Genomic DNA, 13,688 nt, shown 5'->3' on the forward strand with positions numbered 1-13,688 from the left:
ATCGACGGCGGCCCCCCATAGTCTGTGGCAGACGGGGGCCGGCGCCCCTGTCGCTTCTCTCAAGAAAGGTGCGGACCGGCGTGGCCGACCGTCTCATCATCCGTGGCGCACGCGAGCACAATCTGAAGAACGTCTCGCTGGACCTCCCGCGTGATGCGCTCATTGTGTTCACCGGCCTGTCGGGCTCCGGCAAGTCCTCGCTCGCCTTCGACACGATCTTCGCGGAGGGGCAGCGTCGCTACGTGGAGTCGCTGTCCTCCTACGCCCGGCAGTTCCTCGGCCAGATGGACAAGCCGGACGTCGACTTCATCGAGGGCCTGTCGCCCGCCGTGTCCATCGACCAGAAGTCGACGTCCCGCAACCCTCGCTCCACCGTCGGCACGATCACCGAGGTCTACGACTACCTGCGTCTGCTGTTCGCCCGCATCGGCAAGCCGCACTGTCCCGAGTGCGGCCGCCCGATCGCCCGCCAGTCGCCGCAGGCCATCGTCGACAAGGTTCTGGAACTGCCCGAGGGCAGCCGCTTCCAGGTCCTCTCACCGCTGGTGCGGGAGCGCAAGGGCGAATTCGTCGACCTCTTCTCCGACCTCCAGACCAAGGGCTACAGCCGTGCTCGGGTCGACGGCACGACCATCCAGCTCAGCGACCCGCCCAAGCTGAAGAAGCAGGAGAAGCACACCATCGAGGTGGTCGTCGACCGCCTCACCGTCAAGGACGGCGCCAAGCGCCGCCTCACCGACTCGGTGGAGACCGCGCTGGGCCTGTCCGGCGGCATGGTCGTGCTCGACTTCGTCGACCTGCCGGAGGACGACCCCGAGCGCGAGCGGATGTACTCGGAGCACCTCTACTGCCCGTACGACGACCTCTCCTTCGAGGAGCTGGAGCCCCGCTCCTTCTCCTTCAACTCGCCCTTCGGCGCCTGCCCGGACTGCACCGGTATCGGCACCCGCATGGAGGTCGACCCCGAGCTGATCGTCCCGGACGAGGAGAAGTCGCTCGACGAGGGTGCCATCCACCCGTGGTCGCACGGTCACACCAAGGAGTACTTCGGCCGTCTCGTCTCGGCCCTGGCCGACGCGCTCGGCTTCCGCACCGACATCCCCTTCGGTGGCCTGCCGCAGCGTGCCAAGAAGGCCCTGCTGAACGGCCACAAGACCCAGATAGAGGTCCGCTACCGCAACCGCTACGGGCGCGAGCGGGTCTACACCACCCCCTTCGAAGGCGCTGTGCCCTTCGTCAAGCGGCGGCACAGCGAGGCGGAGAGCGACGCCAGCCGCGAGCGCTTCGAGGGCTATATGCGCGAGGTGCCGTGCCCCACCTGCGAGGGCACCCGCCTCAAGCCGATCGTCCTCGCGGTGACGATCATGGGGAAGTCCATCGCCGAGATCTCCGCCATGTCGATCAGCGACTGCGCGGAGTTCCTCGCCAAGCTCACCCTGAACGCCCGCGACAAGAAGATCGCCGAGCGCGTCCTCAAGGAGGTCAACGAGCGCCTGCGCTTCCTCGTCGACGTCGGCCTGGACTACCTGTCGCTGAACCGCGCGGCCGGTACGCTCTCCGGCGGCGAGGCCCAGCGCATCCGGCTGGCCACCCAGATCGGCTCCGGCCTGGTCGGTGTCCTCTACGTCCTGGACGAGCCGTCGATCGGGCTGCACCAGCGCGACAACCACCGGCTCATCGAGACCCTCGTCCGCCTGCGCGACATGGGCAACACGCTGATCGTCGTCGAGCACGACGAGGACACCATCAAGGTCGCCGACTGGGTCGTCGACATCGGCCCCGGCGCGGGCGAGCACGGGGGCAAGGTCGTCCACAGCGGCCCGTTGAAGAAGCTGCTGGAGAACAAGCAGTCCATCACCGGTGCCTATCTGAACGGCGAGCGGTCGATCCCGCTGCCCGCGATGCGGCGGCCCGTGGACCCCTCGCGCCGGCTCATCGTGCGCGGCGCCCGGGAGAACAACCTCCAGGACATCGACGCCGGCTTCCCGCTGGGTGTCTTCACCGCCGTCACAGGAGTCTCAGGATCCGGCAAGTCCACGCTGGTCAACGACATCCTCTACACCCACCTCGCCCGCGAGCTGAACGGCGCCCGCAACGTCCCGGGCCGGCACACCCGCGTCGACGGCGACGACCTGGTCGACAAGGTGGTGCACGTCGACCAGTCACCCATCGGCCGCACCCCGCGGTCGAACCCGGCCACGTACACCGGGGTCTTCGACCACGTCCGCAGGCTCTTCGCGGAGACCACCGAGGCGAAGGTGCGGGGCTACCAGCCGGGCCGGTTCTCGTTCAACGTGAAGGGCGGCCGCTGCGAGAACTGCTCCGGCGACGGCACCATCAAGATCGAGATGAACTTCCTCCCGGACGTCTACGTCCCCTGCGAGGTCTGCCACGGCGCCCGGTACAACCGGGAGACCCTGGAGGTCCACTACAAGGGCAAGAACATCGCCGAGGTGCTCGACATGCCCATCGAGGAGGCGCTGGACTTCTTCGAGGCGGTCCCCGCGATCGCCCGCCACCTGAAGACCCTGGATGACGTCGGCCTCGGCTACGTCCGCCTGGGCCAGCCGGCGCCCACCCTGTCCGGTGGCGAGGCCCAGCGGGTGAAGCTCTCCAGCGAGCTGCAGAAGCGCTCCACCGGCCGGACCGTCTACGTGCTCGACGAGCCCACGACCGGCCTGCACTTCGAGGACATCAGCAAGCTCATCTCCGTGCTGTCCGGCCTGGTCGACAAGGGCAACACGGTGATCGTCATCGAGCACAACCTCGATGTGATCAAGACTGCCGACTGGGTCGTCGACCTGGGTCCCGAGGGCGGCAGCGGTGGCGGCCTGATCATCGCCGAGGGCACTCCGGAGGACGTTGCCGGCATCCCCGCCAGCCACACCGGCAAGTTCCTCCGCGACATCCTCGACCCGGAGCAGATCAGCGACGCCACACGGGCCACCACGAAGAAGGCTGCCCGCAAGCGGACGGCGACCCGCAAGGCGTAGATCCGCACGGCACGGCAGGAAGCGGCCCGCCGCGGGGAGCGGTCGATCCCGGTGCAGCCTTCAGCCGTCGGGCTCAGACGTCGGACGGCACGGGAGATTCGGCGTCGGATGCCCTCTCCCGAGCTGGCGAGCGGGAATCGGCGGCGCGGGGGCCCGCGGCCACCACCGGCGTGGGCGCGGCGGGGGCCTGTGCGGCGCGGCGCAGCGCGGCGGTGGTGAGCAGCACCGACAGCAGCGCCAGCGCGGTGACGGTAGCGGCGTAGCCGACGGCTGTGGCGCGTAGCCCGGCAGCCGGTACCGCGAGCCCGGCTGCGACGGCCGGGACGCTGTTGGCCAGGTAGCAGACGACGTAGACCGAGGCGAAGAGCTGGGCGCGCCTGTCATGTGCGGTCTGCGCCAGCATGCGAAGGGCGCCGAGGAAGGCGGTTCCGAAGCCGGATCCGGCGACGGCGGTCGCGGCGAACAGCAGGGCCATGGACGGGGCGAGGAGCGCCGGCAGGGTCAGGGCGGTGCCGGCGGCCAGAGCCGTGGAGCCGAAGAGCATCATCCGCAGCGGGGTGAGGCCACGCAGCAGGACGCAGGCGACGGCGGCCGCTCCGGGAAGGAGGGCCACGACGAGCCCGGCGACGAGGTGGTTGCCGGTGTGGAGGATGTCGGCGGTGAGCGAGGAGCCCAGGGAGAGATAGAGGCCGCCTATCGCCCAGCTCGCGATCATGGAGGGTACGGCGGTCCCGAAGGCTTTGCGGTCGGCCTGCGGGACCGACACCCGGGGGCGCAGCGAGGCCAGCGCACCGGGGCGGCGCGGTGAGGTCTCGGGCACCAGCAGCACCGCCATGGCCAGGGCCACGGAGACGACCGTGAGCAGGCTGAAGAGCACGATGTGCGGGGACGGGGCGTACTGCGTGAGCGCTCCGCCGGCCAGGGCGCCGGCGGCCAGGCCGACGGTCGTGCCGGCGATGTTGAGCAGCGAGCCGAGCCGCGACCCCGGGCGTTGCAGGTCGATCAGTCCGGCGCTGATCGCTCCCAGGGCGGCGCCGGTGGCGAGGCCTTGCAGGGCCCGTCCGGCGACCAGCTGTCCCTCTCCTCGGGCGGTCAGCAGTACGGCCATCGCCGCGGCTTCGCCGAGGATGGCGGCGGCCAGGACCGGGCGGCGGCCGAGGTGATCGGAGAGGCCTCCGGCGACCAGCAGCGCGCTCAGCAGGCCCAGGGCGTAGACGGCGAAGACGATGGTGACGGAAGCGGGCGACAGGCCCCACTGCCGGGCGTACTCGGAGTAGAGCGGGGAGGGTGCGCTACTGGCTGCCATGAGCATGATCTGAGCGGTGCCGAGCAGCCAGAAGCCCGCTGCGGGCGAGAGGGTGGGCCCTCGGCCGGCGGAGATCGAAGTGGGCGGGAAAGGGGTGGGCATGAGGGGGCTCCCACAGGAAAGTTCCAAGAAACTCGAACGATGAGAACGTACGCCAGTCTCGCGCAAAGTTCCAAAAAATTCGAACCGTAACTGTTCCAGTACCCTCGAACCGTGAGTGGATCGACGCGCGAGTTCGCCCACCCCGAACCCGCCCACCTGGAACTGACCGCCGTGCTCTTCGCACTGAGCGACCCCGCCCGGCTGGAACTGGTGCGGCGGCTCGCCGACCGCGGCCCCCTGGAGGTGGCCGAGTGCCAGCCCGAGTCCGGGCCGGTGCCGAAGTCGACGCTCTCCCACCACCTGAAGACGCTGCGCGAGGCAGGCGTCGTCCGCAATGTCCCCCAGGGCCGCCAGCGCCTGGTCAGCCTGCGCCGCGACGACCTCGACACCCGCTTCCCGGGCCTCCTGGACGCCGTCCTCTAGGTCCTGTCGTCAAACTCCCGTCGTTGCCCGAAGGGCGGTCCGGCGGCGTCAGGTGCGTGCTCTGGGGGTCCCCCCTGCTCGAAGAGCTTGGGGGAGTGCCGGGCGCGAGTCCGCGTACGCATGGGGGCACCTCCCACGCCGTTCAGGCAGTGGGGGAGTACGTGGGCTTGTGCCCGGTGCGGCGAGAGTGCGTGCATGACGCCGCCGGGCAGACGGGAGTTTGACGACAGGGCCTAGCGCCCCACCCCACCGCCCCGGGGCCACGCGGCGGGTGGGGGCACCGTAACGGTCACACGCCCGCCTGCGCGGGTCCCGCTGCCACCTCCGACGCCAGTGGCGGCTGTGCGCCGGCCCGGGAGCAGGTGATCGCGGCAGCGCGCGCGGCGTAGCCGAGGACGTCGCGCCAGACGGCCTCGCCCAGCGCGCCCGCGGCGTCGACGGACAGCGCGCCGTGCGCGTCGAGCCGGTGCAGCAGGGCGGCGTTCACGGTGTCCCCGGCGCCGATCGTGTCCACGACCGTCACCTGCTCACCGGGGACCGACCACTCCCCGTTCCGTGTCAGCACGGTCAGCCCGTCGCCGCCGCGCGTCAGTACCACCGCCGCGGGCCCCGTCGCCAGCCATTCTCCGGGATCGCCGCCGAGCCAGTCCGCGTCCTCCTCGGAGAGCTTCAACAACCCCGTGAACGGCAGCCAGGAGCGGAACCGGGCCCGGTAGGCGTCCGCATCCGTGATCAGACCGGTGCGGATGTTCGGGTCGAGCGCCGTGAACACGCCCTGCTCGGCGGCGCTCCGCAGCAGTTTCTCGTAGGCACTCGCCCCCGGCTCGAGCACCAGGGAGCAGGTGCCGAAGGAGATCGCCCGGGTTCCCTCGGGAAGCGCGGCCGGCGCTGCGAAGAGCCGGTCGGCGGTGCCCCCGACATAGAACGAGTAGCCGGCGGAACCGTCCGCGTCGAGCGAGGCGACCGCCAGCGTCGTCGGCTCGGGGCCCCGCTGTACGCAGGACACGTCCACGGCGGCCGCCCGCAGCCCGTCGAGCAGCGCCTCCCCGAAAGCGTCCTGCGACACCCGCGAGCAGAAGGAGACCGAAGAACCGAGCCGTCCCAGTGCCACCGCGGTGTTGTAAGGACCACCGCCGAGCCGCGGTGACAGGGCGGCCAGCCGCCCCGGGGTCTCCGGAACAAGATCGATCAGGGCCTCACCTGCGACGACGATCACCAGCGGATCCTTTCAGGACGAGCCACGGTCATTGCTGACCCGAGCGGTACGGTGGCCTGGCCGGCGCGGGAGAGCAACCGGGCGAGCACCACCGACATGGATGGTGGTACGTCGCGCCACCGGCGTCACCAGCACCCCCCACCTCAGCCGGTGTGTCCGAGGCCGAGGCCGCGTGCCCCGCGCTCACCCCCACACCCAGCCGATGCCCAGCAGCCCGGCCGGTACCTCGGGCTCCACGATGTGCACGCAACGGTGCCCGCTGCTCAGGGCGAGATCCCGCTGGGCGTTGCGTGTCCCGGCCGCCGCATGCTGGGCGAACCGGTGACAGCGCACCGGCAGCGTCTCCTCGGCGAAGCGCACCTGGAGCACGTACTGGCCGCCGCCGAAGCCGAAACCGCGCACGTACTCGTGGCAGGGCCCGGCGGTGCCGTCCTCGAAGGAGTACCGGAACACATGCGTCTCACCCGAACGCAGCCGGACATCGAAGAGCAGCTCGGCCACCAGCACACCGGCCTCAGGGCACCAGTGCACCCGGCCCGTGCGGCAGTTCTCCAGGGCACGCACCGTCACTCGCTCCGGGGCGCAGCCCGGATCGCCGCGGTGCACGGCGACATAGCGGTCCACGCCGTCCGCGCGGGCGCGCACCACGTGTTGCGAGTCGTGACCGAGTAGTTCGCGCCGTGGACCTATGCGCACCCGCTCGTGGTGCCCCACGGTGTGCAGCCCGCCGTCCGGTGGCAGACCCAGCTCGTCCAGCAGCCGGCGCACCGTGTCGGCTGACCCTGTCAGGGCGCGGGAGGAGTGCGCGGCGGACCGCTGCGCGCCCACCGCCGGCGCCGGCTGCGCCAGCAGCCGGATCAGGGACTCCGCCGGCAGCCGCAGAATCTCCTCCAGGGCCCGCACCGCCCGCAGGGACTCGTTGCGCTGCGGGCGGCGGGCGCCCTGCTGCCAGTAACTCAGACTGGTCACCCCGACGTTGACGCCGCGGCGGGCCAGATGGTGCTGGACCCGTTGCAACGACAGGCCCCGCGCGTTGATGGCAGCTCGCAGGGCCACGTGGAAGGGGCCCGTGCTCAGCGTCGCATCCAGCTCCGCCGTGGCGGCGTCCGCGAGGTGTGTGCCGTGCCGCATGCAGGGGCCTCTCTGTGCGTGGTCGTGCCGCCAGGCCGGGCCGTTCGGGTCGGTCGGAAGGCCGGTGGGAGCGCAGAACCGGCCCGTGGGAAGGCCGGTCGGTCGATCCGTGCGCAGCGGCGCCGCCGAGTGCCGCCGGTTTCGGCCCCGGGCCACCCGCATTCAATCGCGTTGATCTGGACCCGACAACGCCTCCGAGGCTCATCCGCATCATCCGGCTCGCATCCGGCGCGATCCGTCCCATTCACCGTGCGTCCATGGGCTGGCGCGCAGTGGACGCGATGCGTAGAGATTCGAGCGACGCCGCCGCACACCGACGCACGCGGGCGTACGCCACTGCGGGCGTACGCCACTGCGGGCGTATGCCACTGCGGGTGTACGCCACTGCGGGTGTACGCCACTGGCGCCCGCCGCTGACGCCCGTCCGGGACGACCCGAGGGCTGGTTCCCCGGCCCGCGCCGGGCCACGACCCGGCGGCCGGCCGGGCCCTGCTCGCCGGCCAGGCGTCCGTTCGGGGCGGGGTCGTCCCGTCCCGCCCGTGCCGTGCGCCCGAGGGTGCGCCCTGTGGCGGGGTGACGACGGCATGTTGTCGGTGCCCGCCGTTAGGGTGTGAGACATGGCAGACCCCTCCAGCTACCGCCCCAAGCCGGGACAGATCCCCGACTCCCCGGGGGTCTACAGGTTCCGTGACGAGCACCGGCGGGTGATCTACGTCGGCAAGGCGAAAAGCCTGCGCCAGCGCTTGTCGAACTACTTCCAGGACCTGTCGGGACTGCACCCGCGCACGCGCACCATGGTCACCACGGCCGCCTCCGTGGAGTGGACCGTGGTCTCGACCGAGGTCGAGGCGCTTCAGCTGGAGTACTCCTGGATCAAGGAGTACGACCCCCGGTTCAACGTCAAGTACCGCGACGACAAGAGCTATCCCTCCCTCGCGGTGACGATGAACGAGCAGTTCCCGCGCGTGCAGGTCATGCGCGGCCAGAAGCGCAAGGGCGTGCGGTACTTCGGCCCGTACTCGCACGCCTGGGCGATCCGCGACACGGTCGACCTCCTGCTGCGCGTCTTCCCCGTGCGCACGTGCTCCGCCGGGGTGTTCAAGAACGCGGCCCGTACCGGCCGCCCCTGCCTGCTCGGTTACATCGGCAAGTGCTCCGCGCCCTGCGTCGGCCGGATCTCCCCGGAGGACCACCGGGAACTCGCCGAGGAGTTCTGCGACTTCATGGCCGGCCGCACCGGCGCCTACCTGCGTCGCCTGGAGCACCAGATGGCGGAGGCCTCCGAGGAGATGGAGTACGAGCGCGCGGCCCGGCTGCGCGACGACATCGGGGCCCTGCGCCGGGCCATGGAGAAGAACGCGGTCGTCCTGGCCGACGCCACCGACGCCGACCTGATCGCGCTCGCCGAGGACGAGCTCGAGGCGGCCGTGCAGATCTTCCATGTGCGCGGCGGACGGGTGCGCGGCCAGCGCGGCTGGGTCACCGACAAGGTCGAGGCGGTCACCACCGGCGACCTCGTCGAATCCGCCCTCCAGCAGCTCTATGCGGAGGAGAGCGGCGACGCGGTGCCCAAGGAGGTGCTGGTGCCCGTGGTGCCCGAGCCCGGGGCGCCGGTACAGGAGTGGCTCACCGGCCGGCGTGGTGCACAGGTGTCGCTGCGGGTGCCGCAGCGCGGCGACAAGCGGGCCCTCATGGAGACCGTGCAGCGCAATGCCCAGCAGGCCCTCGTCCTGCACAAGACCAGGCGCGCCTCCGACCTCACCACCCGCTCCCGAGCCCTGGAGGAGATCGCCGAGGCCCTGGACCTGGAGAGCGCCCCGCTGCGTATCGAGTGCTACGACGTCTCCCACTTCCAGGGCGACGACGTGGTGGCATCGATGGTGGTCTTCGAGGACGGGCTGGCCCGCAAGAGCGAGTACCGCCGCTTCCAGATCAAGGGCCGGGCCGGAGACCAGCAGCTCTGGCACGGCACGGGGCAGGACGACGTCCGTTCCATGCACGAAGTGATCACACGACGCTTCCGGCGCTACCTCGCGGAGAAGGAGCGGACGGGGGAGTGGGCCGAGCAGGACGCGGCCGGGGCCGAGGACCGCGCCGTGCCTGCCGAATCCCACCCCGGCGAGCCCGCCGAGCGTGCGTCCCACCCCAGCGGGCCGGCCGGGCCCACCGAGCCCACGACCGGCCAGGAGGCCCCCGAAGCGCCCTCCGACACGCCCCCGGCATCCGGTCCCGTCGAGGCCGACACTCCGGGCGACCGGCCGGCCGATGCGCTGGCGAACGGTGCGCAAAGGCACACTGACGCGCTGGCGAACGGTGCGGAACGACAGGCCGATGCGCTGGCCGATGACGCAGAGGCCGACGGCCCATCGGCGCTCACCGACGAGGACGGCCGCCCCAGGCGGTTCGCCTACCCCCCGCAGCTGGTCGTCGTGGACGGTGGGCAGCCCCAGGTCGCCGCCGCCCAGCGCGCCCTGGACGAGCTCGGCATAGACGACGTCGCGGTGTGCGGTCTCGCCAAGCGCCTCGAAGAGGTGTGGGTGCCCGGCGAGGACGACCCGGTCGTGCTCCCGCGCACCAGCGAGGGCCTGTACCTGCTCCAGCGGGTACGCGACGAGGCGCACCGCTTCGCCATCACCTACCAGCGCAACAAGCGCGCCAAGCGCTTCAAGGCGGGCCCGCTCGACAACGTGCCCGGTTTGGGCGAGACGCGCAAACAAGCGCTGATCAAGCACTTCGGGTCGGTGAAGCGACTACGATCCGCGACGATCGACCAGATCTGCGAGGTTCCGGGCGTGGGCCGCAAGACCGCCGAGACGATCGTCGCGACCTTCGCGCAGGCGGCTCCCGCCGCCCCCGCCGTGAACACGGCGACCGGAGAGATCATTGAAGACGAGGCGCCCGTCTCCACGGGCGTCCCGGACGACCCACGGGGCCAGGAGACATGACGGACCACGAAGAGAAGGCGGCACAACCCGCTCCCGGCGCACGCGGCGGGCACGACGACGCACGCGACGCCCGCGAGGGGCGCGACAACGGCCCGCCCGGCGAGCACCCCGATTCCGGGGCCGGCACACCGGACCCGCCCCACGCCCCGGACCCGGCTTCCGACGCGCCGACCACCCCCGCACCAGCGCCCGAGGAGGCCCCGGCCGGGGACACGGCGATCCCCGAACTGGTGATCATCTCCGGCATGTCCGGCGCCGGACGCTCCACGGCGGCCAAATGCCTGGAGGACCTTGGCTGGTTCGTCGTCGACAATCTGCCACCGGCGCTGATCCCCACCATGGTCGAGCTCGGCGCCCGCTCCCAGGGGAACGTGGCGCGTATCGCCGTCGTCGTCGACGTGCGCGGCCGCCGCTTCTTCGACAATCTTCGCGAATCCCTCGCGGACCTGGAGGCACGGCACGTCACCCGGCGCATCGTCTTCCTGGAGTCCTCCGACGACGCGCTCGTGCGCCGCTTCGAGTCCGTGCGCCGCCCGCACCCCCTCCAGGGTGACGGCCGGATCACCGACGGCATCGCCGCCGAGCGCGAGCTCCTGCGTGAGCTGCGCGGCGACGCCGACCTGGTGATCGACACCTCCAGCCTGAACGTGCACGAGCTGCGCGCCAAGATGGACGCCCAGTTCGCCGGCGACGAGGAGCCCGAGCTGCGGGCCACCGTCATGTCGTTCGGCTTCAAGTACGGCCTGCCGGTCGACGCCGACCTCGTCGCCGACATGCGCTTCCTGCCGAATCCGCACTGGGTCCCCGAGCTGCGCCCCTTCACCGGGCTCAACGAAGAGGTCGCCGCCTACGTCTTCAACCAGCCCGGCGCCAAGGAGTTCCTCGACCGCTACGCCGAGCTGCTCCAGCTCATCGCCGCGGGCTACCGCAGGGAAGGCAAGCGCTACGTGACGGTGGCCGTGGGCTGCACCGGCGGCAAGCACCGCTCCGTGGCCGTGTCGGAGCGGCTGGCCGCCCGGCTCGCCGCCGAAGGCGTGGAGACCGTCGTCGTCCACCGGGACATGGGCCGCGAATGACCGACCGCACACCGAGTCCCTCCCCGCTGCCCTCAGGACAGCGGGGAAGGCTCGCCAGGCTCCGCCGCGGGGTGCTGCCCGGGCAGAGCGAGACGGGCCGCATGAGCGTCCGCCCGGGGCGCATGGCGCGCGGGCGGCGCGGCACCCAGCCCAAGGTCGTGGCGCTCGGCGGCGGCATGGGCCTGTCCGCCTCGCTCGCCGCGCTGCGCCGCATCACCGGCGACCTCACCGCCGTCGTCACCGTCGCGGACGACGGCGGCTCCAGCGGCCGGCTCCGTGCCGAACTGGGCGTGCTGCCGCCCGGTGACCTCCGCAAGGCGCTCGCCGCGCTGTGCGGCGACGACGACTGGGGCCAGACCTGGGCCCGGGTCATCCAGCACCGCTTCCAGTCACAGGGCGAGATGCACGGCCACGCGGTCGGCAATCTGCTGATCGTCGCCCTGTGGGAGCAGCTGGGTGATCATGTGCAGGCCCTGGACCTGGTCGGCAAGCTGCTCGGCGCGCAGGGCCGGGTGCTGCCGATGTCCGCGGTCCCGCTGGAGCTGACGGCGCAGGTGCGCGGCCACGATCCGGCGCTGCCCGACGCCGTCGCGACGGTGCACGGCCAGGCCACCGTCGCGCTCACCCCCGGTGAGGTGCAGTCCGTGCATCTCGTGCCACACGACCCGCCGGCCGTCCCCGAGGCCGTCGAAGCGGTCCTGGACGCCGACTGGGTGGTGCTCGGCCCCGGCTCCTGGTTCAGCTCGGTGATCCCCCACCTGCTGGTGCCCGATCTGCTCAAGGCCCTGGAGGAGACCAAGGCGCGCCGGGTGCTCTCCCTCAACCTTGCTCCCCAACCGGGCGAAACCGAAGGCTTCTCCCCGCAGCGTCATTTGGAGGTTTTGGGGCGACACGCCCCTAAACTCGCCCTGGACGTGGTGCTGGCCGACAAGGCCGCCGTGCCCGACAGCGACTCCCTGACCGAGGCGGCGCGCGGGTTCGGTGCCGCGGTCGAGCTGGCGCCCGTCGCCCGGCCCGACGGCAGCCCTAGGCACGATCCGGAGCTGTTGGCCGCCGCGTACGACCGTATTTTTCGGATGCATGGAAGGATCGGCCCATGGCGATGACGGCAGCGGTGAAAGACGAGATCTCCCGGCTCCCCGTCACCCGGACCTGCTGCAGAAAGGCGGAGGTCTCGTCGATCCTGCGGTTCGCGGGCGCACTGCACCTGGTGAGCGGGCGGATCGTGATCGAGGCGGAGCTGGACACGGCGATGGCGGCGCGCCGCCTCAAGCGGGACATCCTGGAGATCTTCGGACACAGCTCGGAGCTGATCGTGATGGCTCCGGGCGGGCTGCGACGCGGTTCGCGTTACGTCGTACGGGTGGTTGCGGGGGGTGACCAGCTGGCCCGTCAGACGGGTCTGGTGGACGGCCGGGGCCGCCCCATCCGCGGCCTGCCGCCGCAGGTGGTCTCGGGGGCCACCTGCGACGCCGAGGCCGCCTGGCGCGGCGCGTTCCTCGCGCACGGTTCGCTCACCGAGCCCGGCAGGTCGTCCTCCCTGGAAGTGACCTGCCCAGGACCCGAGGCCGCGCTGGCGCTGGTCGGTGCCGCCCGGCGGCTCCAGATCTCCGCCAAGGCCCGCGAGGTGCGCTGCGTGGACCGCGTGGTGGTGCGCGACGGTGACGCCATCAGCGCGCTGCTGACCCGGCTCGGCGCCCATGACTCCGTGCTGGCCTGGGAGGAGCGCCGGATGCGCCGCGAGGTGCGGGCCACCGCCAACCGCCTGGCCAACTTCGACGACGCCAACCTGCGCCGTTCCGCCCGCGCCGCGGTCGCCGCAGGAGCCCGTGTGCAGCGCGCCCTGGAGATCCTCGGCGACGAGGTACCCGAGCACCTCGCGGCCGCCGGACGGCTCCGCATGGAGCACAAGCAGGCCTCCCTGGAGGAGCTGGGCGCCCTCGCCGACCCCCCGCTCACCAAGGACGCCGTCGCCGGCCGCATCCGCCGCCTGCTCGCCATGGCCGACAAGCGCGCCCAGGACCTGGGCATCCCCGGGACGGAGTCCAACCTCACCGAGGAGATGGCGGAGAACCTGGCGGGCTGAGCCCACGCCGGCCACCGGCACGACGCGCACCGCGCACCGCACGCCGCCGGCCGCGCCCACCCTCCGCCACACCCGCGCCGCGAGCCCCTGCCCACCCCGACGCCACCCGCACATCCCGCCGCGCGGCCACCGGCACCGTTCGCGCGCCCCGAGCGCGGGCCCCCCGCCCACCGGCGCTTGCGAAAGAGCGCCCCCATGGCATCACCCGGGCCGGGCACCACCCGGGACCCTGGACCCGACCACCCGACCCCCCCCACCCGCGCCGGGCACCGGAGCGCGGACCGCCAGCGGCCCCCTTTGCGTACCGTCAGCCGACCCTGGACCTCCCTTCACCTACTCGCCGGTAGCTCATGGAAGAGGGGATCCCTTCGGACATTCCGGGCGTTTCAGCGGCCTGTTCGATGTCACTC

9 protein-coding genes are annotated in these 13,688 nt (G+C 71.8%); 6 read left to right on the forward strand and 3 right to left on the reverse strand.

What is annotated here, in order from left to right; genetic code table 11:
* Positions 1-80: 80 nt before the first annotated feature.
* Entirely contained in the window at positions 81-2,993 is a 2,913-nt protein-coding gene (uvrA, locus tag NQO67_RS25495; RefSeq protein ID WP_255952583.1) for an excinuclease ABC subunit UvrA, read from the forward strand.
* A gap of 73 nt (positions 2,994-3,066) precedes the next feature.
* On the opposite strand, the gene NQO67_RS25500 is transcribed toward uvrA, so the two are convergent.
* Positions 3,067-4,401, reverse strand: coding sequence for an MFS transporter (locus NQO67_RS25500; RefSeq protein WP_255952584.1), 1,335 nt, complete (start codon positions 4,399-4,401; stop codon positions 3,067-3,069).
* A gap of 111 nt (positions 4,402-4,512) precedes the next feature.
* On the opposite strand from NQO67_RS25500, the gene NQO67_RS25505 reads away from it, so the two are divergent.
* Positions 4,513-4,824: an ArsR/SmtB family transcription factor gene (locus tag NQO67_RS25505; protein WP_255952585.1), complete on the forward strand. Its 312-nt coding sequence runs from the start codon at positions 4,513-4,515 to the stop codon at positions 4,822-4,824.
* Positions 4,825-5,113: 289 nt separating this feature from the next.
* Here NQO67_RS25505 and NQO67_RS25510 read toward each other — a convergent pair whose 3' ends face one another.
* Complete coding sequence (locus NQO67_RS25510; protein ID WP_255952586.1) at positions 5,114-6,040, reverse strand: carbohydrate kinase family protein; 927 nt, start codon at positions 6,038-6,040, stop codon at positions 5,114-5,116.
* 183 nt (positions 6,041-6,223) lie between these two features.
* The gene (locus NQO67_RS25515) at positions 6,224-7,171 is read right to left on the reverse strand and encodes a helix-turn-helix domain-containing protein (protein WP_255952587.1); all 948 of its coding nucleotides are present in this window, start codon (positions 7,169-7,171) and stop codon (positions 6,224-6,226) included.
* A 617-nt stretch (positions 7,172-7,788) separates the two neighbouring features.
* Between NQO67_RS25515 and uvrC the strand changes: the two genes are divergently transcribed.
* From uvrC to whiA, 4 genes are read left to right on the forward strand one after another with little or no spacing between them, the layout of a single operon-like run.
* Positions 7,789-10,116 carry an excinuclease ABC subunit UvrC gene (uvrC, locus tag NQO67_RS25520; RefSeq protein WP_255952588.1) on the forward strand — a complete coding sequence of 776 codons (2,328 nt, stop codon included), beginning with the start codon at positions 7,789-7,791 and terminating at the stop codon, positions 10,114-10,116.
* Positions 10,113-11,192: an RNase adapter RapZ gene (gene rapZ, locus NQO67_RS25525; protein WP_255952589.1), complete on the forward strand. Its 1,080-nt coding sequence runs from the start codon at positions 10,113-10,115 to the stop codon at positions 11,190-11,192. Before uvrC ends, rapZ begins: the two co-directional genes overlap by 4 nt.
* A complete protein-coding gene (locus tag NQO67_RS25530) occupies positions 11,189-12,298 on the forward strand; it encodes a gluconeogenesis factor YvcK family protein (protein ID WP_255952590.1) in 1,110 nt (369 codons plus the stop codon). The genes rapZ and NQO67_RS25530 overlap by 4 nt, the downstream gene beginning before the upstream one ends.
* On the forward strand, positions 12,289-13,278 hold the full coding sequence (gene whiA, locus NQO67_RS25535; protein ID WP_255952591.1) for a DNA-binding protein WhiA: 990 nt from the start codon (positions 12,289-12,291) through the stop codon (positions 13,276-13,278). Before NQO67_RS25530 ends, whiA begins: the two co-directional genes overlap by 10 nt.
* The last annotated feature ends 410 nt before the right edge of the window (positions 13,279-13,688 follow it).

The organism is Streptomyces odontomachi (genome assembly GCF_024435355.1).
GTDB classification, from domain to species: domain Bacteria; phylum Actinomycetota; class Actinomycetes; order Streptomycetales; family Streptomycetaceae; genus Streptomyces; species Streptomyces odontomachi.